Here is a 21,958-nt window from a genome sequence, read left to right as displayed (position 1 = left end):
GGTCTCTCTCCTTACCACATCAACTTGCGCATATCGCCGAGCAGGGTCTTCAGCGTCACGGTGAACCGTGCGGCCAAGGCCCCGTCGATGGCGCGGTGGTCGTAAGACAGCGACAGCGGCTGCATTAGGCGAGGCACAAACTCTTCGCCATTCCAGACAGGTGCCATTTTTGACCGTGTCAGACCAAGGATCGCAACTTCCGGTGCGTTCACGATTGGCGTGAAGGATGTGCCGCCGATGCCGCCAAGAGACGAGATGGTGAAGGTCGCACCAGACATGTCGTCGCCCTTCAACTTGCCTTCGCGTGCTTTGCCGGACAGCTCCATCAGGTCTTTGGAAATCTCAACGATGCCCTTGCGGTCTGCGTCTTTGATCACCGGCACCATCAGGCCGTTTGGCGTATCCGCCGCAAAACCGATATTGTAGTAATCTTTTTTGATCAGCTTATCACCATCCGGGTGGATGGAGCTGTTCACTTCCCAGTGCTCTTTCAGGGCAGACACAGACGCTTTGATGACAAAGCTCAGCAGGGTGACGCGGTAGCCGTTTTCCTTGGCCATCGTGTCCATTTCCTTGCGGTATTTATCAAGGTCGGTGATGTCCGCTTCGTCGTTGTGCGTCACATGCGGAATGTTCAGCCAGGAGCGGTGCAGGGCAGGACCAGAAATCTTTTTGATGCGCGGCATCTCGACATCTTCGACTTTGCCGAACTTGCTGAAATCAACGGCTGGGATCGGTGGGATACCCATGCCGCCGCTGGCCGCAGGGGCCGCTGCTGCCGGCGCAGATGTTGATTTCAGGAAGGCGGTGACGTCTTCGCGCAGGATGCGGCCTTTGCGGCCTGTACCGTTGATCTTACCGATATCGATGTCCAACTGACGGGCAAATGCACGTACCGATGGCGAAGCATGCGCTTTGCCAAATCCGCTATCAGTGACGGCTGCAGGCGCTGCCGGAGCCGGGGCTGCCGCAGCTGGGGCGGCAGGCGCCGCAGGCGCTGGGGCCTCAGCCGCAGGTGCTTCGGGTGCCGCACTTGCGCCGTCTGCTTCAAGCACAAGGATCAACGAGCCTTCGCTGACGTTGTCGCCTTCGGCCACTTTGATCTCCAGAACCTTGCCCGCTGCTGGGGAAGGGACCTCCATTGTCGCCTTGTCGGACTCCAATTCAACGATCGGGTCTTCTTCGGCAATCACATCGCCGACGGCAACCAGAACGGTCACCACAGGAACTTCAGAAAAATCCCCAATATCAGGTACTTTGACTTCAATTGTCATGATCTTGTCTCCTCTGTCCCGATCACACCAGACGGGGGTTCGGCTTTTCGCCGTCAATGTCGTATTTCTTCAATGCCTTCTCGAGCACGGCTTTGGTGATCGCCCCTTCCCGGAACAAGTCCACCATGGCCGCCGCCGCGATGTGGTTGGCATCCACTTCGAAGAACCGGCGCAGGTTCACGCGGCTGTCAGAGCGACCAAAGCCGTCTGTGCCCAGCACAGTGTAGCGACCCGGCACACAGGCGCGGATCTGTTCTGCGTAGTTTTTCATATAGTCAGTGGCCGCAATGATCGGGCCTTTGGCCTTTGCCAATTGCTCTGCCACGAACGGAACTTTCGGTTCAGCCAGTGGGTTCAGGCGGTTGTGACGTTCAGCATCCTGGCAGCCGCGCGCCAGTTCGTTGAAACTTGGCGCAGACCAGATTTCGGATGTAACGCCAAAATCTTCTTCCAGCATTTCTGCCGCTTTCATGGCCTGGATCAGGATGGTGCCAGACCCCATCAACGTCACATGCTTCTTGCCGGGCTTTTTGACCTCTTTCAGGCGATAGAGGCCCTTGATGATGTCATCTTCGACACCCATCGGCATATCAGGATGCGCGTAGTTTTCATTCATCAAGGTCAGGTAGTAGAAGACATCTTTCTGTTCTTCATACATTTCCTTCATGCCGTGCTGAATGATCACCGCCACCTCATATTGGAAGGTCGGGTCATAGCTGATGCAGTTCGGGATGGTGCTTGCAAGAATGTGGCTGTGGCCATCTTCGTGCTGCAGACCTTCGCCGTTCAACGTGGTGCGGCCTGCGGTGCCGCCCAGCATAAAGCCGCGTGCACGGCTGTCGCCAGCAGCCCAAGCCAGGTCGCCGATCCGTTGGAAGCCAAACATCGAGTAGTAGATGAAGAATGGGATCATCGGCACGCCGTGGTTCGAATAGGACGTCGCCGCCGCGATCCAATCGGCCATGGCACCCGCTTCGTTGATACCTTCCTGCAGAACCTGACCGTCTATGCTTTCTTTGTAGAACTGCATCTGGTCGGCGTCTTGCGGCGTATAGTTCTGGCCCAGCGGGTTGTAGATACCAACTGAACGGAACAGACCTTCCATCCCAAAGGTGCGGCTTTCATCCGGCACAATCGGTACGACGTTTTTGCCCATTTTCTTGTCACGCAAAAGCGTGGTCAGAATGCGTACAAAGGCCATCGTGGTTGAAATTTCTCGGTCGCCCGTGGATTTCAACTGCGCCGCAAACTTATCCAGCGCCGGAATTTCCAGTTTCGGAGAGGTGGCTTCGCGTTTGGGGAACGCGCCACCAAGTGCTTTGCGGCGATCTGCCAGATAGGCTTTCTGCGCATTGTTCAGCTTGACGAATGGTGCTTTGCCCACGTCCTCGTCGCTGACCGGAATTTCAAACCGGTCGCGGAAGGCACGCAGTTGATCTTCGGTCATTTTCTTTTGCTGGTGGGTCGTGTTCTGACCTTCACCTGCCGTGCCCATACCGTGGCCTTTGACGGTCTTTACAAGCAAACAGGTTGGCTGGCCCTTGGTGTCTGTCGCGCGTTTGAAAGCGGTATAGACTTTCTGTGGGTCGTGGCCGCCACGACGCAGGGACCAGATTTGTTCGTCGGTCCAGTCTTCGACCAGCTTTGCTGTCTCTGGATATTTGCCAAAGAAATGCTTGCGGATGTAGGCACCATCTTTGGACTTGAAGGTCTGGTAGTCGCCATCAACGGTTTCATCCATCAACTGACGCAGCTTGCCAGAGGTGTCTTTCTCGAGCAGTTCGTCCCAGCCTTTGCCCCAAAGCAACTTGATGACGTTCCAGCCGGCCCCACGGAAGTCGCCTTCGAGTTCCTGAACAATCTTATGGTTGCCGCGCACTGGGCCATCCAGACGCTGCAGGTTGCAGTTCACAACGAAGATCAGGTTGTCCAGACCCTCGCGGGCGGCAAGGTCAATCGCGCCACGCGATTCTGGTTCGTCCATCTCGCCGTCGCCGAGGAAAACCCAGACCTTACGGTCAGCCATGTCGATCAGGCCGCGGTTGTGCATGTATTTCATGAACCGCGCTTGATAGATCGCCATCAAGGGGCCAAGACCCATGGAAACGGTTGGGAACTGCCAGTAATCGGGCATCAACCATGGGTGCGGGTAGGAGGACAACCCGTTGCCATTCACCTCAGAGCGGAAGTTTTCCAGCTGTTCTTCGGTCAGGCGGCCTTCCATGAAAGAGCGTGCGTAAATGCCCGGAATGACGTGACCTTGGAAGAACACAAGATCGCCACCGTGGATCGCAGATTTGGAGCGCCAGAAGTGGTTGAGACCAATGTCATACATCACAGCGGATGAGGCGAAGGAGGCAATGTGCCCGCCATACTCGCTGGAAACCTTGTTGCGGCGCACAACGGTGGCCATCGCGTTCCAACGGTTGATGGTGCGAATGCGCCATTCCATATCCATGTCGCCGGGGAAGGGTTCCTGATCATCCGTCGGGATTGTGTTCTGATAAGGCGTTGTCGCGGAAAACGGCAGATTTGCGCCTGATGCGCGTGCCTGCTGTACGGCGCGATCCAACAGGAAATGGGCGCGGTCGGCCCCGTCCTTTGCGATCACGTCCTCAATCGCTTCCTGCCACTCGCGGGATTCAACTGGGTCGATGTCTTCGAAATTTGCCATTTAGGGCGTCCTCCTCCGAATTTGGGCTTCCCTCTTATAGTTTAATGTTAAACCATTTAGGTAGCCTCCCAGAAACATAGCAGGCATGCGCTCAGCGGGAAACTCGGGTTTCTGGGTATTTTCGTCGCATTATAAGTGAGAAGTGATGTATCTGGATGTTGTTTAGAGTTAAATTAAGCCGATGTTCCGGTGTTTCCAGCCCAAGCGACGGCGGCAGGCAGAAGCGACCCAAGAAAAAGGCCGGCCCATCGAAAAGGCCAGCCTTAAAACTTAATCGCGCCCAAAGTCGGGCGTGGTGACGATCTTAGGCTGCTTCCTCTTCCGGTAATACCAGATTGAGAACAATCGCACAAAGCGCGGTTGGGGCAACAGCAGAGGTCATCAGGGTTTTCACAACGCCGGGTAGATATTGCACGGCCGTTGGGACAAGGTTCAGACCAAGACCGACCGCCAGAGAAATGGCGATGATCACCATATTGCGCCGGTTCAGATTGACTTCGGACAAAACATTCAGGCCAGCTGCGGCGACCATGCCGAACATTACAATGACGCCACCACCCAGCACTGGCAGAGGCATGGATGCGATAACCGCCCCGATCTTGGGGACCAGTCCACAAGCAATCAGCACAAGCCCACCAATGGTGACGACATGGCGGCTCATCACACCGGTCATCCCGACAATGCCGACGTTCTGGCTGAACGATGTGTTGGGCAAGCCGCCAAAGAACGCGGCGATCGCGGTGCCAAGCCCATCAGCATAAGTCGCGCCTGCGATCTCTTCGTCGGTGGCATCGCGCCCCGCGCCTGCCTTCGCTGTCGCAGAGGCGTCGCCAACGGTTTCGATGGCTGAAACAACCGAGACCAAAGTTACCGCAATGACCGCGCCGAGGCTGAACTCAAACCCATAAGGCAGCAACTGGATGCCGGTCACCCAAGAGGCATTGCCAACCGCATTGAAGTTCACCATGCCGACAATGAAAGCCAGTAGATAGCCTGTCAGAAGCCCGATCAGGATCGCCGCATTTGACGTGATGCCTTTGGTGAAGAACTTCAAAACCAACGAAACAATGACAACCGTCAGCGCCACACTCCAATGTTTCAGAGAGCCAAAGCTTTCCGCCGCCATTTGGAAATCCGCAGCCCCACCGGCGGCGTATTTGATTGCGACCGGGATCAGGTAGAGACCAATGGCGAGGATCACAAGGCCGGTCACCAGCGGTGGAAATAGCCAGCGGATTTTGCCAATCACAGACCCGAGCGAAAAGTGGATCGCTCCGCCAATGATACAGGCCGTTAGCGCCACGCCCAGCCCTTGGGTCGCGGCCACGCCCGCCAGAACGCCGACAAAGGCAAAACTTGTGCCCTGCATGATGGGCAGGCGCGCGCCAATCGGTCCGATGCCAACCGTCTGAAACAAGGTGGCGATGCCAGCAAACAGCATCGCCATTTGAATCAAATAGACCTGCTCTGGTCCGCCAAAGGCCAGTCCGGCGGCGCCGGCGACAATAATGGATGGGGTGACATTGGAGGCAAACATCGCCAGCACATGCTGAAATCCAAGCGGTATGGCCTGGGCAAGCGGCGGCGTCACATTCGGATCGCTATAGGCGTTTGTTGGTGCTTGATAGTCTGTAGCAGTCATCTTCTGTCCCTCTTCAGTTGAAATGGTGCTCAGTGCATTGATGTTGAATTCAGTCTTGGTTTGGGTCCTCTACTGTGAATGGGGTTGTGTAGGTGTATTCTTGCAAGTTGGTTGCATCGCCGATCCGGTCGACAACGGCGAATAGGCCGGGCGCTGCAAGCGGCGTCAGGACGCCATGCCAGGTGTTTCGATGCAGATTGATGCCTTGGCCAGGGCGGGTCAGAAAGGCAAGCGGCGTGCCCGGCTTGCCGTCTTCATCGGGCGCGACAATGACAAGAAAAGAGGTCATCGACATCGGGATGAACGCTTGGCTGCCCTTGGGGTGCCGCTCTACCAGATCGAATTGATAGGGCAGGGCGCGTGGCTGCGCTTTGAAAAAGCTGATCCCTGCGCGACCGTCTAAGATGTCGATATCTGCAAGGTCATGGTGCCTGTCGCACATGCCCGCATTGATTTTCAGTGGATTGTCAGCAACCTCCAGCACATCCCCAAACGGCGCGAAAGCCTCAGCAGTGAGCGGCGCAGGACGGAGTGTATTCATGGCAAAAGCGCCTGTAGCCTGAGTTCCGCGATGCGTTCGACTTGTCGGCAGGCCTCGGTGAATTCTTTCGCTGTGTCGTTTGCAATCCGCCGCTCAAACGCGCGCAGGATGCCCGCCTTGTCGTGATCTTTGACCGCAATGATGAAGGGAAAGCCGTGTTTCGCCACATAGTCGGCATTTAGTCTTTGAAAGCTCTCTCGCTCTACGTCGGTCAGCATATCCAACCCGGCGCTGGCCTGTTCTGACGTTGAGTCAGCCGTCAGCCGACCCGCGGCTGCGAGTTTCCCAGCCAGATCAGGGTGCGCTTGCAAGACACCAAGCCGTTCCTCATGCGACGCAGACCGGAACACCCGTGCCAAAGCATTGTGCAGGCCGGAGGCTGTGTCGTGGGCAGGCCCAAGCTCCAACAGATGTGCGCGTTTCGCGACCCAGTCGGAATGCTCGAAGATGCCGCCATAGGCTGCCACAAAAGTGTCTTCGTCCATCTGGCTCGGCCGTGCTCGACGTTTGTGGGCGTGTTCCTGCTGCCAGTGTTGTGCTATCTCGATCCGCCGCGGGGTCCAAACCCCTTCGAAGCCAGCAATATAGTCTAAGAACTGCATCAGTCCTTTGATCTTGCCAGGGCGTCCGATCAGGCGGCAGTGCAAACCGATGCTCATCATCTTCGGCGCGCCGTCGCGGCCTTCTTGATAAAGCACGTCAAAGGCATCTTTAAGGTAGGTGAAAAAATCCTGCCCCGTGACCCAGCCCGGCGCGGTGGCAAACCGCATGTCATTGGCTTCAAGCGTGTAAGGGATGATCAGTTGATCCCGCTCCCCAACCTCGATCCAATGGGGCAGGTCGTCATCATAGGTGTCAGAGATATAGTCAAACCCGCCTTCTTCTGCGACAAGCCGCACGGTGTTGACCGAACAGCGCCCGGTATACCAGCCGCGCGGACGCTCCCCGACAACTTCGGTGTGCAGCCGGATCGCCTCTACGATGGCAGCGCGTTCCTCGTCCTCGGGCATATCCTTATGTTCGACCCACTTCAGGCCGTGGCTTGCGATTTCCCAGCCTGCGTCTTTCATCGCCGCAACCTGTTCAGGCGCGCGGGCAAGCGCCGTGGCGACGCCATAGATTGTCAGAGGAATACGTCGTTTTGTGAACAGCCGATGCAACCGCCAAAAGCCTGCGCGCGCGCCATAGTCATAGATCGACTCCATGTTCCAATGGCGCTGTCCGACCCAAGGCTGCGCGCCGGGGATGTCGGACAGGAATGCCTCAGACGCGGCATCGCCGTGCAACAGGCTGTTTTCACCACCTTCCTCAAAATTCAGAACGAACTGAACAGCCACGCGCGCACCGCCAGGCCAATTGGCATCTGGCGGGTTTGCCCCATATCCGCGCAGGTCCCGAGGGTATCTGTTCATTTAGCGTTCCTTTGTTGGATTTAGATTGCTGACACAATCATTTGCCGACGTTCTCTCGAAAGAACTTAGTGACCGTATATACAAGCCAAACAGGCGCCCCAACAAAAAGGACTAGAGTCAGGGTGGCTCCCCACCTTCCCCATACAGCCTCATCGTAGAATGGGTAACGCAAAAGAAACCAGAATGGGATCATTAGCACCACAAATAGCGTTTCGCGTCCCTTATGTTTCCAAAACTTTCTAAACAAACTGGGTGCGCCTCCTTTTCCGCAGCATAGAGCGGAAAACCCACCCTGACATTATCAAGTATTTTGAAAGACCTCACGGCATCTGTACAGTGGGCAGCATAATCGGAGCGGCCTATGAAGGGTGTGCCTAAAGGGAGTGCACAATGAGCGGATATTTAACCACCCACGTATTGGATACGGCGCGCGGGTGCCCGGCAGAGGGGATCGAGATTGTGCTGTTCCGGGTGTCGGGGGGTGAAAAAGAAGAAATCGCGCGGGCTGTCACCAATGATGATGGGCGCACGGACACACCTATCTTGCCCACAGGTCAATTTGAAACTGGGACATATGAACTGGTCTTTACCTGCGGCGATTACCTGCGCCAGACCGGGCAAACCACCGATGTGCCGATGTTCCTGGATGCTGTCCCAATTCGCTTTGGAATGAGCGAGGCAGCCCACTACCACGTGCCGCTTTTGCTATCCCCATACGGCTATTCAACCTATCGCGGCAGCTAGGGCGCTACGGCTTGTGCCATTGGGCGCGCCAAAAAATCAATGAACAGCCGCGTTTTCGGGTCCTGATGGCGGCGGTGGCTGTAGAGGCACCCCAGTTGCACGGAAACGGGCGGGGTGCCTTCCAAAACTGGCACAAGCGCGCCGGACTTCAGATGATCTTGCACCTCAAAAACGGGTTTCAGGATGATGCCATGGCCTTCTAAAGCCCAGCTTGTCAGAACGTCGCCATCGTCACTCTCAAAAGGGCCTGAAACGGCGAATTTCTCTGTACCGTTGGCCGTTTTGAGCGGCCATTGAAACTCTGGCGCGCCGGGGTAGCGCAGGTTTAGGCAATCATGTGTACCGGTCGTCAATTCGCTCGGCGATTTGGGCCATCCCTTGCGGGCCACATATTCTGGCGCAGCAAAAAGGACGCGCGGGCAATCCGCGATCTTGCGAATTTTAAGGGTGCTGTCCTTGGGCAGCCCCAGAAAGAATGCAATATCCAACCCTTCGCCGGCGATGTCCAAAGCGCGGTCTGACAGGCGTAGACGGATGTCGATCAACGGATAGGCGTCTTTGAACTTGGGGATCAAAGGGGCAATCAACCGCCGCCCAATCCCAAGCGGTGCCGCGACCAGCAAAGAGCCGCGTGGGGTGCGTGTAACGCTTTCCACATCTGCTTCGGCCTGTTCAACGGCATCGATGATCTTACAGGCCCCGGCATAGAAAATCTCGCCCTGTTCGGTGGCATGCAACTGGCGGGTTGTCCTCTGAAAAAGTCGGACGTTCAAATGCTCTTCTAACTGAGCGATCCGCGAACTGGCCACCGCTGCCGATATGCGCTGATCCCGTGCAGCCGCGGACATATTGCCCAATTCGTAGACACGGACAAAGGTTCGGATATTGTCGAGATAGGACATTGTCAGGATTTTCTTGAAACTGTTCGGTTTTGTTAGAGGATAGAAGAAAATCCAACGGCCCGCTAGTCAGGGCATAGGAGGGACCATGATGCACGATTGGCCAATCATTTGGGAGTGGCTGGGCTTTGCCGCCCGCTGGCTGCATGTGATCACTGCCATCGCGTGGATCGGGTCTTCGTTCTATTTCATCGCCCTGGATCTCGGCCTGCGCCGTGGCGGGGACCTTGGCGGGGCTGACGGTGAAGAATGGCAAGTGCATGGCGGTGGGTTTTATCACGTGCGCAAATACCTCGTGGCCCCGGCCGAAATGCCTGACCATTTGACGTGGTTCAAATGGGAAAGCTATTCGACGTGGCTTTCAGGCTTTGTCTTGCTGATGATTATCTATTGGACCGGAGCGGAACTGTATTTGGTCGATACCAACAAAAGCGACATGGCCATCTGGCAGGGCATCTTGCTGTCGGCTGCCACATTGGGCGTCGGCTGGGTGATCTATGACCGGCTGTGCAAATCGCCTTTGGCGGACTACCCGACCGTCCTGATGGTGCTTCTGTTCCTGTTGCTGGTTGCGATGGGCTATGGCCTCAATCAGGTCTTCACGGGCCGTGCCATGATGCTGCATCTGGGGGCTTTCACGGCCACAATTATGACGGCAAATGTATTTTTCATCATCATGCCCAATCAGCGGATTGTGGTGGCCGATTTGCAAGTGGGCCGGGTGCCTGACAGCAAGTATGGCAAAATTGCCAAGCTGCGCAGCACGCATAACAACTACCTCACGCTGCCCGTGATTTTCCTGATGTTGTCAAATCACTACCCGCTGGCCTTTGCGACGCAGTACAACTGGTTGATCGCCGCGCTTGTCTTTCTGATGGGCGTCACGATCCGGCATTTCTTCAACTCCATGCACGCCCGCAAAGGCATGCTTTGGTGGACCTGGCTGGTGACTGTGCTTTTGTTCATCGCGATCATGTGGTTGTCGCAAGCGGGGCCGGTGATGAAACCAATAGAGGAAGCCGAGGCCGAGATGCCCGCCCATGCGGTGCAATTCGCCGAAGCAGAGGGCTTTGAAGACGCCCGCGATATCGTGTTGGGCCGCTGCTCTATGTGTCACGCGCGAGAGCCGGTTTACGAAGGCATTCACCGTGCGCCCAAAGGGGTGCTTTTGGAAACCGACGGAGAAATCGCGGCTTTGGCGCAGGCGATCTATGTGCAGGCGGGCAAAAGCGATGCCATGCCGCCTGCCAATGTGTCTTGGATGGAAGACGCCGAGCGCGCCAAAATCATCGCATGGTTTGAAGGGGCATCGTAGGGTGGGGTTTACCCCACCATTTACTGCGCCGCGTTAGAAATCGCGTTGCCCGCCGCCGAAATATCACGCCCCGCACCTTCGATGGTTTCGCAAGCGGTCAGAGCAAAAAGCGCGGTGATCAGAAAAATGCGAGTCATGGTGGCTCCGTAATTTGGTTTTGGATTGAATTTAACCGTGTGGCCACGCAAGGCAAGTGTAGGGTGGGGTTCCACCCCACCATTTCAACGTTTGCACAATGGATCATCCGCAAATTGGTGGGTTAAAAACCCACCCTACATTTCGGATTTATCGAAACCGGTTCTGCCATGCCCCGCCCGTGACGCTTGCGGCACGGGCAGCGCCCGACCGCCCCCATGGGCGGGCGCTTCGCTTCCGCCCGCGGTCAAGCGATGCCTTTTGATATTTATTTTCTCGCCTAAGTGCTATTCGCCGCAAGCTTTCGTACCTGACGCACCTCGAAAATTGTTTTGAGTGCGTTTTAGCCGTGCAAGAAAATTCCAACGTATGAAGCCAATATCCTTCACGATGGGGAATTTGGTGAAGTATAAAACGGTATATGGCAATGGCACAAGCAGTAGTCCCAAAGCGGCCACTGCCAAAACTTTTGCCATAAAGACGTCACTCGGTTCGACCAATGCAGTCCAACTCTCGCTCAACAGATAAAAGTAGGCTCCTATCCCAGGCAACATCACAGCAACAAAAATCAGCAGCAGCGGAGATCCAATAATAAGCTTTGTTACAGGCGAATGTTTGACAAAATGCCCATTTCTTTGAGGACTATGAAAGTCGTCCATCGAATGTCCAAGATGTTGCAATCGCACAGATAAAAACCGCGCATCAAATATTTGTTCAGCTAGGGCAATATGTACAATCAACTGAAGAGTTGAAAACGATTTGAATAAGATGGCTGCCCAAATAGTTACGCAGGCAAAAACCGCGTAAATTTTAGGAACATTGATGTCCAGTATCGAAGTCTGAATTTCGAGCACTCCACCTTCATCGAGCGCATTGATAGCTATTGCTCCCGCTATCAACAGAGTGGAGTATTTGGACAGTGAACGAGCGTCTTTGTCTTTAAGTTCGGCAAGCTTCAGAGCGATTTCAGTCAAAGGAGTACCGCTTGCGCGTTCTTTTCTAAGAACAGCACGCGTCTCATGGACTAAAAAATCATAAACAGAGACTTTGATTTTAGAGCTCAAACATCCAACTCCTCCACAAACCGTGCGTTTTCCTGGATGTATTCAAACCGTTTCTCCGGTTTCTTACCCATCAGGCGTTCAACAAGGTCGGAGGTTTCTCCGGGTTCATCCTCGTCAATCGTGACGCGGATCAATTTCCGCGACGCGGGGTCCATGGTTGTTTCTTTCAAATCTTTGGCGTCCATCTCCCCCAGACCTTTAAAGCGGCTGACGTCGATTTTGCCTTTGCCGCCAAGGCCCTTCTCCAACCATAGGTCGCGCTCTGCCTCGTCTAGGCAATAGATGCGCTTGGCGCCTTGGGTCAGGCGGAAGAGGGGCGGGCAGGCCAGATAGAGGTGGCCCTGATCGATCATCGGGCGCATTTGGGTGAAGAAAAAGGTCATCAGCAAGCTGGCGATATGGGCGCCGTCCACATCCGCGTCGGTCATAATGATGATCTTGTCATAGCGCAGATCATCGACGTTGAATTTCGTGCCAAGCCCCACGCCAAGCGCCTGCGTCAGGTCGCTGATTTCGGCATTGGTGCCCAGTTTGGACGACGCCGCGCCCAATACGTTCAGGATTTTGCCGCGCAGGGGCAGCAATGCTTGGTTTTTACGGTTCCGCGCCATTTTGGCCGATCCACCGGCCGAGTCGCCCTCGACAATAAACAGCTCCGTGCCCTCGCGGTTGGTGGCGGAACAATCGACCAGCTTGCCGGGGAGGCGCAGCTTTTTCGTCGCCGACTTGCGCTGGGTTTCTTTTTCCTGACGGCGGCGCAGGCGTTCTTCGGCGCGCAGGACAAGAAAATCAAGGATCGCGCCTGCGGATTTGTTATTGGAGGCCAGCCAGTTGTCAAAGTGGTCGCGGACAGAGTTTTCGACCAGCCGCTGGGCGTCTACCGTGGCGAGGCGGTCCTTGGTTTGGCCGACGAATTCTGGCTCACTGATGAAACAGCTGACCAAAGCGCAGCCACCTGCCATCAGGTCATCGCGCGTGATCTGCGCGGCCTTCTTGTTGTTGACCAACTCGCCATAGGCCTTGATGCCTTTCAACACTGCGGCCCAAAAGCCGCCCACATGGGTGCCGCCTTCGGGGGTTGGGACGGTGTTACAGTAAGATTGGATGAACCCATCACGCGAGGGCGTCCAGTTGATGGCCCATTCGACCTTGCCGGGTGTGTTGAACTTTTCCTGAAAATCCACAGTGCCGGCAAAGGGCTGTTCGGAATAGGTCGTTGACCCGTTCATCGATTCTTTCAGGTAATCCGCCAGACCGCCGGGGAAGTGGAACGTTGCTTCTGTCGGGGTCTCGCCATCGTCAATCGCAGATTTCCAGCGGATTTCCACGCCAGAGAACAGATAGGCTTTGGAGCGGATCGACTTGAACAGTCGCGCCGGTTTGAAGCGATGCTTGCCGAAAATTTCCGGGTCAGCATGGAAAGTCACCTGCGTGCCGCGCCGGTTGGGTGCCGCGCCGACTTTCTCAACCGGGCCAAGCGGCGTGCCGCGTGAAAACCGCTGTTCATAAACTTCTTTGTTGCGCGCGACCTGAACGACCATGCTGTCTGACAGTGCGTTCACAACGGAGGCGCCCACCCCGTGCAGACCGCCAGAGGTCTGATAGGCCTTGCCAGAAAACTTCCCGCCCGCGTGCAGTGTGCACAGGATGACCTCAAGCGCGGACTTATCCGGAAACTTCGGATGCGGATCAATCGGAATGCCGCGCCCATTGTCACGGACGGTCAGCGCGTAGTCCTCGTGCAGTTCAACTTCGATGCGATTGGCGAACCCTGCCACGGCTTCGTCCATCGAGTTGTCCAGGATTTCCGCCACCATATGGTGCAGCGCACGTTCATCTGTGCCGCCGATGTACATACCGGGACGTTTGCGAACCGGCTCCAACCCCTCCAACACCTCAATCGAGGATGCGTCATAGCTATTGTCAGATTCCGTTGCCGCGAGAAGATCGGTCATGCGCTGCTCTTTTCATTATGGTTGCAGGCATTATTTCACCGGCTGTGCCCTTCGGCAAGAGCGCTGCGCGATTTGCAAAACTGTCACAGGGCAACAGTAAGATTGGTTACAGCAAGGTTAATAAATACCATAATTTTTCAGCAAAAATTGTAGTTCCTTGATTCCAGTGCACTTTTTTATTGCAAACTGAGACTTTTGCCCCGAGGGTTGAGTGGTGAGGCAATCAACACCCCAAAGGAGAACAAGCCATGGCATATGGTGACACAATGGGGTCCTTGGGTCGTGTCATTCGACCCGCTGTTCGGGAATACGAGCAGAAAGAAAAGGACAGGCAGAGGCGCGCAATCGAAAAGGCGAATGCGCAGGACTTGAGTGAGCTGGAGGGATATATCAACCAGATCACCGGGTTACATCATCAGACCATTGATCAAATCGACTGGAAAGCACAGACCAAGCCGGACATCGTTGAACTCTATAATCAGATGCGATCTGGCGATGACAACGCTTTGATGAAGGTGATCAAATCGCAGCACAGTCTTTCTCGCATTCACAAACTTGGACGCGGGCTTGGATTTACGGTTGAAAACGGCTTGGTTCACGCCATCCTGGCGCTGCACAATCAGTCGATCGTGCCAGACTTTCATTTCAAATACATGCCAAGCGGCAAATTGGCCGAGGTAAAGATGCCGCGTGAAAAGCGACTCAACCTCTATCGGGCCTATGCGTCGAGTGCTGTCTTGAAGGTCGCGTCAGATCTCGTGCGCCTGGTGCCCATTGGGAATGTCGTCGTGACGGCAATTGCAGCCTGTGATGTTGCCGACAGCGAATATGAAGAAGACTGGCCCGTGCTGTCGTCGAACCTCATGCGCAAAACCGTGCTACAAATGGATATGCCCAATATCGATCCCGTCGCTGCAGTTGGTGGCTTCCAGACGGCAGAGCGTTTCCACCCCATTCGCGGTCTGCGCCGGATTGTACCGTTGCTAAGCATTCCTGCACGGATGTCGATCTAGTCGCGACATTCAAACAAAGCACGTGACGTGCCTTCCGCAGAATTTCGCGGATTTGGGGTGCGCGTGCCTTGGCAGTCCTGTATGGACAGGCGAAGACATCTTTGCCGAGGGCCACTTATGTCCGATCACTCTCTGGACCCGAAGGATTGGGACCGATACCGCGCCGAGGCGCATGATCTGCTGGATCACTGCATTGATTTGATGCGCCGCGCGGATGAGCGCCCGTGGCAGCACGTGCCGGATGACATTCAAGACCGTTATGCAATTGGCCCCGATGGCAGTCGGCAGGCCGATCTGATGGCGCGCATCAAGAACGATGTGCTGCCCTATCATGCTGGGAACACACACCCGAAATATTGGGGCTGGGTGCAGGGAACAGGTCTGGCGACGGACGTCACAGCGGGCATGGTCGCGGCGGTGATGAATTCGAACTGCGGCGGCAGGAACCATGGCGCAAACTATATGGAGCGTGCGGTCATCGACTGGACGTGCCGCAAGATGGGCCTGCCAGAAACCGCCTTTGGCGTTTTTGTGACCGGCACCTCTCAGGCGACCCTACAGGCCTTTGCCGCGGCACGGGTTAAAGTGATGGGGCCGGGAGTGCGCGCCGTTGGTCAGGGCGAGGCGCGTCTGACCGCCTATGCCGCCGCCGGGGTGCACAATGCGACGAAGAAAGCGCTCGAAGTGTTGGGCGTTGGGTCGGCGAACCTGCGTTTGGTGCCGTTGATTGATGGTCAGATGGACCTTCAGAAGCTGCGAAATATGATTGAAGTTGATCGCGCGGATGGGGCAACGCCGTTTCTGATCGTCGGCACAGCAGGCTCTGTTGATCTGGGGCTATTTGACGATTTCCACGGGCTTGCGGATATCGCGAGGGAAACGGGTCTCTGGCTGCACATTGATGGTGCGTTCGGTGCGTGGACCCGGATTGCCGAAGGGGCCTATCGCGACCTAAGCGATGGGATTGAGCGTGCGGATTCAATCGCGCTGGATTTCCACAAGTGGATGTATGTCGGCTACGACTGCGGACTTTGCCTTGTCCGCGACGGGGCCGAACTGCGCGCGGCCTTCACCGCACGACCTGTCTATCTGGATGGCAAAGAACGGGGCGTCGCCAGCGGCGAGCCATGGTTCTGTGACTACGGCGTTGATCTGTCACGCGGCAACCGCGCGATCAAGGTTTGGATGGCGCTTGAAACGCTGGGGGAAGTGGCGTTTTCCAAAGCGATCACGCGGAACTGTGATCTGGCAAAAATGATGGCGGCTGAAGTCGAAGCGCGTCCAGAAATGGGTTTGGCACGGGTCCCTGTGTCCAATGTTTGTGTCTTTACCGCAAACGCGTCTTTGCCAGCCGAGGAACAATCTGCGCTGAACGTGCGTATCGCCGTAGACCTGCAAGAAAGCGGCGAGGCGGTGTTTTCGACAACCGTTGTGGATGGCACAGAGATGCTGCGCGCGGCGATTGTAAACCATCGCACGACCGAGGCCCATATTCGCGAAGCAATTGCCGCTGTGGCGCGGCTCGCCTCTGATTAGTTGACGTGTATCAAAGCGGGCGCACCGCAGATTTGCTAGCCGAAGGAGGTTCAAATCAAGGAGGTGCGCATGCCAGTTGCGGCGAAGATTGTCACGGAAACACCTGATGTGGGTGCAGCAGAACCTAAGAAGAAATCCCAACTTATAGCGTTTGAGCAGGGGGCCTATCCCTATGCCAACCGTTTGACGCGGAAGGCGTACGAAGCCAAGAAGGCGGAGCTGCAGGCAGAACTGTTGAAAGTTCAGCACTGGGCGCAGGAAACCGGGCAGAAGTTTGTGATGCTTTTTGAAGGACGTGACGCTGCGGGCAAGGGCGGCACGATCAAACGTTTTACTGAGCATTTGAACCCTCGGACCGCGCGGGTGGTTGCCTTGAACAAGCCGACGGAAACCGAGTCAGGCCAGTGGTACTTTCAGCGCTACATCGATCACCTGCCGACCTCTGGTGAAATCGTTCTGTATGACCGCAGCTGGTACAACCGCGCCGGCGTGGAACGTGTGATGGGCTTTTGCCAACCCAATGAATACCTCGAATTCATGCGCCAAACGCCAGAGTTGGAACGGATGCTGGTGCGTTCTGGTATCCAACTCTACAAATACTGGTTTTCGGTCACGCAGGATGAACAGAAGGCACGGTTTGCCAGCCGGGAAACAGACCCTTTGAAACAATGGAAGCTTAGCCCGATTGACAAGGCGAGCCTTGGGAAATGGGACGAGTACACCGAAGCCAAAGAGGCCATGTTCTTTTACACCGACACCGCGGATGCGCCTTGGACGGTGATCAAGTCAGATGACAAGAAACGCGCGCGGTTGAACTGTATGCTGCATTTCCTGAATTCCTTGGACTACCCGGGTAAGAACCACGATGTGGTTGTCGCACCAGACCCCTTGATCGTGGCGTCGGCCAGCCATGTCATCCATTCCTCGGATCATATTTTGGGGAAGGCGTTGCATCCAGACACGCGGCGTCGCGCAGAGGTTTAGCGCATCCCGGCGAGGGCCTGAACCAAAGGCGACAGATCGTCGAAAGTCTTTGTCAAAGCATTGGTGGGGGCGGTGATGTCGCCCTCATCATAGTCGCGCCAAGCTGACAGGCTTTTGCGCCGCAGCAGGTCGGCGCGCGGGTGCTCGCGGTCATAGGGCGCGGGCACGCGTTTGAGTTCAGGCTCGGCCACGCGAAAACTCTTGGTTTGCAACGCCTGGATCAAGTGAGCCAGATCCCCGCCGAGTGGACCATCCACCATTGCGCGCCAGCTGATCAATGTGTCCTTGTCAAAGGCCATCAGGCCCGCGCCGATAGAAATATAGGTTTGGCTGATCCCAAAAAAGAAACCCAAAGGTTGGACGCCGCCAAGGTCAGCAGTCCAGAGCATATGGAGATGCTCGTGATAGGGCGTTTTGTCCTTGGAAAACCGCACATCCCGGTGCGGGCGAAAGAGCTTTGATTGCACCTCGCACTCATACATCTTTGCCAAATCGGCCGAGACCTGCGTCATTAACAACTCTGCCGGACGTTTCAGCGTGCTGTCATAGCGGCCCTTATTTTCAAGAAACCACTCTCTGTTGTTGTTCACCGCGAGTTCGTTCAGAAACTGCCGCGTGTCCGGGATAAGAGATTGAAATGCGTCCGGCATGATTTTCTCCTGAAACTTCAGATAGTTTTGCCGCGCTTTGCGGTTCCGTCCAGTGTTTTCTGATTGGAAAGCAGACTTTAGATTTCCGCACCTCTGTGACGCAGGAATAGTCTTGCCTAATTATTGGGCGAGCCATATGCCGAACTCATGGGTTTAGATGACTTGACATATCGCGATCATACACGCGCACTTTTTCGGCTTGGATTGCCATTGATCGGCGGGCATGTGGCGCAGTTTTCCGTGGCTTTGACGGATACGGTCATGCTTGGGTGGTATTCGGTGGATGCATTGGCCGCCGTTGTCTTGGGCACTCAAATCTTTTTTCTGGCTTTCATCCTTGGTTCAGGATTTGCGTTTGCCGTGATGCCGATGGTGGCAGAGGCCTTTGCTCAGAACGACGAAACCTCGATCCGGCGCACAACCCGGATGGGCATGTGGTTATCCGTGATTTACGCGGTTGTGATGTTGCCTCTTTTTTGGTGGTCGCAGCCGGTTCTGGTGGCTCTGGGCCAAGACCCCGACCTAAGCGCGTCGGCCCAAGATTACCTGCGCGTGATGGGCATCGGCTTGATCCCGGCACTTTTGGTCATGGTTTTGAAAAGCTACATGGCGGCGCTGGAACATACGCGGGTGGTGTTCTGGATCACCGTGGCGGCTGCTGTGATCAATGCGTTTGTGAATTATGCGTTGATCTTTGGAAATTGGGGCGCGCCGGAATTGGGGATCATTGGGGCTGCGATTGCCTCCTTGTCAGTGCAGGGCGTGATGATCGCTGGGGCGATTGCCTATACACTGATCAAACTCCCGGAACATGACCTGTTTTCCCGCCTCTGGCGGCCTGATTTTGACGCTATGACGCGAGTGTTTCGCATTGGTGTCCCGATTGGTTTGACGACCTTGGCCGAGGTTGGTCTTTTCGCCGCTGGTGCGCTGATGATGGGCTGGCTTGGCACCATCGAACTGGCCGCACATGGCATCGCCATCAACCTTGCTGGGTTGATGTTCATGGTCCATTTGGGGCTGGGCAATGCAGCCACAGTCCGAGCAGGGAATGCGCTCGGGCGGCGTGACATTGATCAACTGGCTGCCGGGGCCAGAACCGGTATCTGGATGAGCCTCATCTTTGCGGTTTTTTCGATCATAGTTTTTGTCACGCAGAAGGAATGGCTGATCTCGCTGTTTCTCGATCCCAATGACCCGAATTTTGACGCGATTGTCACAACAGGTGCGGCTTTCCTGATTGCAGCGGCTATTTTCCAGTTCGTCGATGGTGCTCAAGCGCTGGCGTTAAGTGTGCTGCGCGGGATCATGGATACACGCGTCCCGATGATTATGGCGACCATCAGCTATTGGGTGGTCGGCGTGCCCGTCAGCTATATTGCCGGGTTCTGGCTAGGCTGGGGCGGCGTCGGCATTTGGGTCGGACTTGCGCTTGGCCTTGCGGTCGCTGCACTGCTGTTGATGTGGCGGTTCTGGAAGGTCATGGTGCCGCGGTTGCGCGACAGCGCCGTGCCGGTCTGATTACTGCGCCGTCTTCTTAGCGGCCAGCACGCGCCGTAGATCATGCATGGCCATCAAAAGCGTGTCGCTGACCATATCAATTTGGGCCTCACTCGCCTTGGTTTGTGCCCAATCAGCCGTTGCATTTAGCTGATCAACAAGGCGCAGGATGTCGTCGATTTCGCGCCAGTCGAGCGTTTCCTTCCGGTCTTTGATCCAAGCCTCAATCGCAACACTGTCAGCCTCTGACAACTCCGCCTTGGCATGGGGTTTGAAAGTGCCGGAAGGCAGTGAAACTGTCGCGATCTGGACCAAATTCAGCCGCCCATGGCGATTGTTGCCATCGACCCGAAACACCTTGGCCCCGCCTTCAAAGGTGCGAAAAAAGTATTCTGGCAAATCAAAACTCATGGCATGCCTCCCTACTTTAGCGAAGGCTCTCGCAAAATGCGGTGATCCGGGTCAGCGCAGTTTTGAGTGCCTCGTCAGAGGTCGCATAGCTGACACGGAAATTTGGAGAGAGGCCAAAGGCCGCGCCAAACACCACCGCAACGTCCTGTTCTTCCAAAAGCGCCGTTGCAAAGGCTTCATCATCAGTGATGTGCGTGCCAGCGGGCGTGGTTTTCCCAATCAAACCAGCAATCGAAGGATAGACGTAAAACGCGCCTTCGGGTTTGGGGCAGGTGATGCCGTCGATGGCGTTCAGCATCTCGACCGCCATATCGCGGCGTCGCACGAATTTTTCGTTGTTGGGCGCGATAAAGTCCTGCGTCCCATTCAGGGCCTCGACCGCGGCCCATTGGCTGACGGAACAAGGGTTAGAGGTTGACTGGCTTTGAACCTTTCGCATGGCGGCGATCAGCGGTTCTGGCCCGGCAGCGTATCCAATGCGCCAGCCGGTCATGGCATAGGCTTTGGAGACGCCGTTGCAGGTGAGCGTCCGGTCATAAAGCTGCGGCTCGACCTGTGCGGGCGTGCAAAACTTGAAATCGTCGTAAGCCAGCAGTTCATACATGTCGTCAGTCATCACCCAGACATGGGGATGACGCAGCAAGACATCTGTCAGCGCCTTCAATTCGTCCCAGCTATAACCCGCGCCGGTTGGGTTGGAGGGGCTGTTAAAGATGAACCACTTTGTGCTGGGCGTGATCGCGGCCTCTAGCTGTTCTGCGGTCAGCTTGAAATTTTTTTCCAGCGTGGTTTCAGCAACCACCGGGGTGCCGCCTGCCAACAGAACCATATCGGGGTAGGAGACCCAATAGGGCGCGGGAATGACAACTTCGTCGCCAGCATTCAGCGTCGCCATCAGGGCGTTATAAAGTGTCTGCTTGCCGCCGGTACCGACAGAAACCTGTTTGGTGGTATAGGCCAGCCCGTTGTCGCGCAGAAGCTTGTCACAGATGGCCTGCTTTAGTTCAACGATGCCATCCGGAGCCGTGTAACGCGTTTTGCCTGCGTCAATGGCCGCTTTGGCTGCGTCGCGAACGTTTTCTGGCGTGTCAAAATCCGGCTCGCCTGCGGAAAGTCCGATAATATCACGCCCCTGCGCTTTCAGTTCTGCCGCCTTCGCGGTCATCGCGATGGTCGGAGAGGGTTTGACGCGCGACAGGGTTTTGGACAGGAAAGACATGGCGACCTCGGTGGTGATGGGTTTGCCCAAGTCTTAGGCCCCGCGTTTTCAGGGTTCAAGCGCCGATTGCCTGTCGCCTGTTGCCCTTCGCATTTGGGGACGGTATTGCCATGGCACACTTTGCCGGAGGCTGACATGTCCGAAACCCGCGCCCATCGTTTGAAACGTATGAAAATGCGCTCTATGCGACGTGGCATCAAGGAAATGGATATCATTCTCAGTCACTATGCCGACACACGGCTTGACGGGATGAGTGACGCCGAACTTGACCACTATGATGCACTGCTGAATGAGGCCGATCAGGACCTCTATCAATGGGTGAGCGGGCAGGCGGCTGCACCCGCGCAGTTTCAAGATCTGATTGCGGACGTCGCAAAGGAAATGCAGCGGAAATAATTCGCTTTTTATCTATCGGCCCAGATTTAACTGATTTTTCGCGAATTTGCCTCAGTTTCTGTTCTAACTTGAAACGGAGACCGGCATGAGCATGCATTCGAGGCTGGGGGAAACCCAGGATTTTAGTTTCTTTACAGGCTATCTGGACACTTTGGCGCTGGTCGAGCGGCTGCATCGCCTACTGCTTGACGTCATCAAAGATGAGTTTGAGCGGGTGGGTGTTTTGGAAATCAACGCGGTGCAGGGGCTCTTGTTGTTTAACATCGGTGATAACGAAGTCACTGCGGGCGAACTCAAATCGAGGGGTTATTATCAGGGCAGCAACGTCAGCTACAATCTTAAAAAACTGGTGGATGCGGGGTATATGCATCATCAGAAATGTGAGATGGACCGCCGCTCAGTCCGCGTGCGATTGACGGAAAAGGGAAGGCATATCAGTGGCATCGTGGCAAAATTATTTGAGCGCCATGCCGAAGGACTCAAAGCGCGCGGCGTTCTTGAACCCGGCGGACTCGAAGAGATCACAAGTTCACTGCGCCGCATGGAGCGGTATTGGGGGGACCAGATCAGGTATATTTACTGATCCCCTGCCAC

The 21,958-nt window shown here is 55.7% G+C and carries 20 protein-coding genes; 8 read left to right on the top strand and 12 right to left on the bottom strand.

Going from position 1 to position 21,958, the window contains the following annotated elements; all coding sequences use genetic code 11:
- Window positions 1-11 precede the first annotated feature (11 nt).
- From aceF to puuE, 5 genes are all read right to left on the bottom strand, one after another.
- Window positions 12-1,274 (bottom strand): dihydrolipoyllysine-residue acetyltransferase, encoded by a 1,263-nt coding sequence (gene aceF / locus BUA39_RS13025; RefSeq protein WP_072793647.1) that lies wholly within the window; start codon window positions 1,272-1,274, stop codon window positions 12-14.
- Between the two features lie 22 nt (window positions 1,275-1,296).
- Complete coding sequence (gene aceE / locus BUA39_RS13020) at window positions 1,297-3,948, bottom strand: pyruvate dehydrogenase (acetyl-transferring), homodimeric type (RefSeq protein WP_072793646.1); 2,652 nt, start codon at window positions 3,946-3,948, stop codon at window positions 1,297-1,299.
- A gap of 304 nt (window positions 3,949-4,252) precedes the next feature.
- A complete protein-coding gene (locus BUA39_RS13015) occupies window positions 4,253-5,590 on the bottom strand; it encodes a uracil-xanthine permease family protein (protein WP_072793645.1) in 1,338 nt (445 codons plus the stop codon).
- Window positions 5,591-5,639: 49 nt separating this feature from the next.
- Window positions 5,640-6,131, bottom strand: coding sequence for an ureidoglycolate lyase (locus tag BUA39_RS13010; protein WP_072793644.1), 492 nt, complete (start codon window positions 6,129-6,131; stop codon window positions 5,640-5,642).
- Entirely contained in the window at window positions 6,128-7,543 is a 1,416-nt protein-coding gene (puuE, locus tag BUA39_RS13005; RefSeq protein WP_072793643.1) for an allantoinase PuuE, read from the bottom strand. Before puuE ends, BUA39_RS13010 begins: the two co-directional genes overlap by 4 nt.
- Window positions 7,544-7,933: 390 nt before the next feature.
- Between puuE and uraH the strand changes: the two genes are divergently transcribed.
- Window positions 7,934-8,287 carry a hydroxyisourate hydrolase gene (gene uraH / locus BUA39_RS12995; RefSeq protein ID WP_072793641.1) on the top strand — a complete coding sequence of 118 codons (354 nt, stop codon included), beginning with the start codon at window positions 7,934-7,936 and terminating at the stop codon, window positions 8,285-8,287.
- Here the strand turns inward: uraH and BUA39_RS12990 are convergent.
- Window positions 8,284-9,189: a LysR family transcriptional regulator gene (locus tag BUA39_RS12990; protein WP_072793640.1), complete on the bottom strand. Its 906-nt coding sequence runs from the start codon at window positions 9,187-9,189 to the stop codon at window positions 8,284-8,286. The genes uraH and BUA39_RS12990 overlap by 4 nt on opposite strands.
- Before the next feature lie 88 nt (window positions 9,190-9,277).
- On the opposite strand from BUA39_RS12990, the gene BUA39_RS12985 reads away from it, so the two are divergent.
- Complete coding sequence (locus tag BUA39_RS12985; protein ID WP_072793742.1) at window positions 9,278-10,501, top strand: urate hydroxylase PuuD; 1,224 nt, start codon at window positions 9,278-9,280, stop codon at window positions 10,499-10,501.
- A 20-nt stretch (window positions 10,502-10,521) separates the two neighbouring features.
- On the opposite strand, the gene BUA39_RS12980 is transcribed toward BUA39_RS12985, so the two are convergent.
- The 3 genes from BUA39_RS12980 to parE all read right to left on the bottom strand — a co-directional run bounded on the left by BUA39_RS12980 (window position 10,522) and on the right by parE (window position 13,655).
- Window positions 10,522-10,638 carry an entericidin A/B family lipoprotein gene (locus tag BUA39_RS12980; protein ID WP_072793639.1) on the bottom strand — a complete coding sequence of 39 codons (117 nt, stop codon included), beginning with the start codon at window positions 10,636-10,638 and terminating at the stop codon, window positions 10,522-10,524.
- Window positions 10,639-10,923: 285 nt separating this feature from the next.
- Window positions 10,924-11,700, bottom strand: coding sequence for a hypothetical protein (locus BUA39_RS12975; protein ID WP_072793638.1), 777 nt, complete (start codon window positions 11,698-11,700; stop codon window positions 10,924-10,926).
- The gene (gene parE, locus BUA39_RS12970) at window positions 11,697-13,655 is read right to left on the bottom strand and encodes a DNA topoisomerase IV subunit B (RefSeq protein WP_072793637.1); all 1,959 of its coding nucleotides are present in this window, start codon (window positions 13,653-13,655) and stop codon (window positions 11,697-11,699) included. Before parE ends, BUA39_RS12975 begins: the two co-directional genes overlap by 4 nt.
- Window positions 13,656-13,903: 248 nt before the next feature.
- Here parE and BUA39_RS12965 point away from each other — a divergent pair, with 248 nt between their 5' ends.
- The 3 genes from BUA39_RS12965 to ppk2 all read left to right on the top strand — a co-directional run bounded on the left by BUA39_RS12965 (window position 13,904) and on the right by ppk2 (window position 17,188).
- The gene (locus tag BUA39_RS12965) at window positions 13,904-14,668 is read left to right on the top strand and encodes a hypothetical protein (protein WP_072793636.1); all 765 of its coding nucleotides are present in this window, start codon (window positions 13,904-13,906) and stop codon (window positions 14,666-14,668) included.
- 117 nt (window positions 14,669-14,785) lie between these two features.
- On the top strand, window positions 14,786-16,204 hold the full coding sequence (locus tag BUA39_RS12960; RefSeq protein WP_072793635.1) for a pyridoxal phosphate-dependent decarboxylase family protein: 1,419 nt from the start codon (window positions 14,786-14,788) through the stop codon (window positions 16,202-16,204).
- A gap of 69 nt (window positions 16,205-16,273) precedes the next feature.
- Window positions 16,274-17,188: a polyphosphate kinase 2 gene (ppk2, locus tag BUA39_RS12955; RefSeq protein ID WP_084604972.1), complete on the top strand. Its 915-nt coding sequence runs from the start codon at window positions 16,274-16,276 to the stop codon at window positions 17,186-17,188.
- On the opposite strand, the gene BUA39_RS12950 is transcribed toward ppk2, so the two are convergent.
- On the bottom strand, window positions 17,185-17,838 hold the full coding sequence (locus BUA39_RS12950; RefSeq protein ID WP_072793634.1) for a DUF2461 domain-containing protein: 654 nt from the start codon (window positions 17,836-17,838) through the stop codon (window positions 17,185-17,187). The two genes, ppk2 and BUA39_RS12950, sit on opposite strands and share 4 nt — an antisense overlap.
- 147 nt (window positions 17,839-17,985) lie before the next feature.
- On the opposite strand from BUA39_RS12950, the gene BUA39_RS12945 reads away from it, so the two are divergent.
- Entirely contained in the window at window positions 17,986-19,359 is a 1,374-nt protein-coding gene (locus tag BUA39_RS12945) for an MATE family efflux transporter (RefSeq protein WP_072793633.1), read from the top strand.
- On the opposite strand, the gene BUA39_RS12940 is transcribed toward BUA39_RS12945, so the two are convergent.
- Window positions 19,360-19,749: a hypothetical protein gene (locus tag BUA39_RS12940; RefSeq protein WP_072793632.1), complete on the bottom strand. Its 390-nt coding sequence runs from the start codon at window positions 19,747-19,749 to the stop codon at window positions 19,360-19,362.
- A gap of 16 nt (window positions 19,750-19,765) precedes the next feature.
- Window positions 19,766-20,968 (bottom strand): pyridoxal phosphate-dependent aminotransferase, encoded by a 1,203-nt coding sequence (locus BUA39_RS12935; protein ID WP_072793740.1) that lies wholly within the window; start codon window positions 20,966-20,968, stop codon window positions 19,766-19,768.
- Between the two features lie 135 nt (window positions 20,969-21,103).
- Here BUA39_RS12935 and BUA39_RS12930 point away from each other — a divergent pair, with 135 nt between their 5' ends.
- On the top strand, window positions 21,104-21,364 hold the full coding sequence (locus tag BUA39_RS12930; protein ID WP_072793631.1) for a succinate dehydrogenase assembly factor 2: 261 nt from the start codon (window positions 21,104-21,106) through the stop codon (window positions 21,362-21,364).
- A gap of 85 nt (window positions 21,365-21,449) precedes the next feature.
- Window positions 21,450-21,947 (top strand): MarR family winged helix-turn-helix transcriptional regulator, encoded by a 498-nt coding sequence (locus BUA39_RS12925; protein ID WP_072793630.1) that lies wholly within the window; start codon window positions 21,450-21,452, stop codon window positions 21,945-21,947.
- Window positions 21,948-21,958: the final 11 nt, after the last annotated feature.

It is taken from the genome of Cognatishimia maritima (assembly GCF_900129685.1).
Lineage (GTDB): Bacteria > Pseudomonadota > Alphaproteobacteria > Rhodobacterales > Rhodobacteraceae > Cognatishimia > Cognatishimia maritima.
Note: the sequence above shows the minus strand (reverse complement) of the source record. Positions and strands in the feature narration are given on the sequence as shown.

What these genes read in the sequence shown, in the direction of transcription:
- aceF (WP_072793647.1), bottom strand. Translation starts at nt 1,274, where the DNA reads ATGACAATTGAAGTCAAAGTACCTGATATTGGGGATTTTTCTGAAGTT.
- aceE (WP_072793646.1), bottom strand. Translation starts at nt 3,948, where the DNA reads ATGGCAAATTTCGAAGACATCGACCCAGTTGAATCCCGCGAGTGGCAG.
- BUA39_RS13015 (WP_072793645.1), bottom strand. Translation starts at nt 5,590, where the DNA reads ATGACTGCTACAGACTATCAAGCACCAACAAACGCCTATAGCGATCCG.
- BUA39_RS13010 (WP_072793644.1), bottom strand. Translation starts at nt 6,131, where the DNA reads ATGAATACACTCCGTCCTGCGCCGCTCACTGCTGAGGCTTTCGCGCCG.
- puuE (WP_072793643.1), bottom strand. Translation starts at nt 7,543, where the DNA reads ATGAACAGATACCCTCGGGACCTGCGCGGATATGGGGCAAACCCGCCA.
- uraH (WP_072793641.1), top strand. Translation starts at nt 7,934, where the DNA reads ATGAGCGGATATTTAACCACCCACGTATTGGATACGGCGCGCGGGTGC.
- BUA39_RS12990 (WP_072793640.1), bottom strand. Translation starts at nt 9,189, where the DNA reads ATGTCCTATCTCGACAATATCCGAACCTTTGTCCGTGTCTACGAATTG.
- BUA39_RS12985 (WP_072793742.1), top strand. Translation starts at nt 9,278, where the DNA reads ATGCACGATTGGCCAATCATTTGGGAGTGGCTGGGCTTTGCCGCCCGC.
- BUA39_RS12980 (WP_072793639.1), bottom strand. Translation starts at nt 10,638, where the DNA reads ATGACTCGCATTTTTCTGATCACCGCGCTTTTTGCTCTGACCGCTTGC.
- parE (WP_072793637.1), bottom strand. Translation starts at nt 13,655, where the DNA reads ATGACCGATCTTCTCGCGGCAACGGAATCTGACAATAGCTATGACGCA.
- BUA39_RS12965 (WP_072793636.1), top strand. Translation starts at nt 13,904, where the DNA reads ATGGCATATGGTGACACAATGGGGTCCTTGGGTCGTGTCATTCGACCC.
- BUA39_RS12960 (WP_072793635.1), top strand. Translation starts at nt 14,786, where the DNA reads ATGTCCGATCACTCTCTGGACCCGAAGGATTGGGACCGATACCGCGCC.
- ppk2 (WP_084604972.1), top strand. Translation starts at nt 16,274, where the DNA reads ATGCCAGTTGCGGCGAAGATTGTCACGGAAACACCTGATGTGGGTGCA.
- BUA39_RS12950 (WP_072793634.1), bottom strand. Translation starts at nt 17,838, where the DNA reads ATGCCGGACGCATTTCAATCTCTTATCCCGGACACGCGGCAGTTTCTG.
- BUA39_RS12945 (WP_072793633.1), top strand. Translation starts at nt 17,986, where the DNA reads ATGGGTTTAGATGACTTGACATATCGCGATCATACACGCGCACTTTTT.
- BUA39_RS12940 (WP_072793632.1), bottom strand. Translation starts at nt 19,749, where the DNA reads ATGAGTTTTGATTTGCCAGAATACTTTTTTCGCACCTTTGAAGGCGGG.
- BUA39_RS12935 (WP_072793740.1), bottom strand. Translation starts at nt 20,968, where the DNA reads ATGTCTTTCCTGTCCAAAACCCTGTCGCGCGTCAAACCCTCTCCGACC.
- BUA39_RS12930 (WP_072793631.1), top strand. Translation starts at nt 21,104, where the DNA reads ATGTCCGAAACCCGCGCCCATCGTTTGAAACGTATGAAAATGCGCTCT.
- BUA39_RS12925 (WP_072793630.1), top strand. Translation starts at nt 21,450, where the DNA reads ATGAGCATGCATTCGAGGCTGGGGGAAACCCAGGATTTTAGTTTCTTT.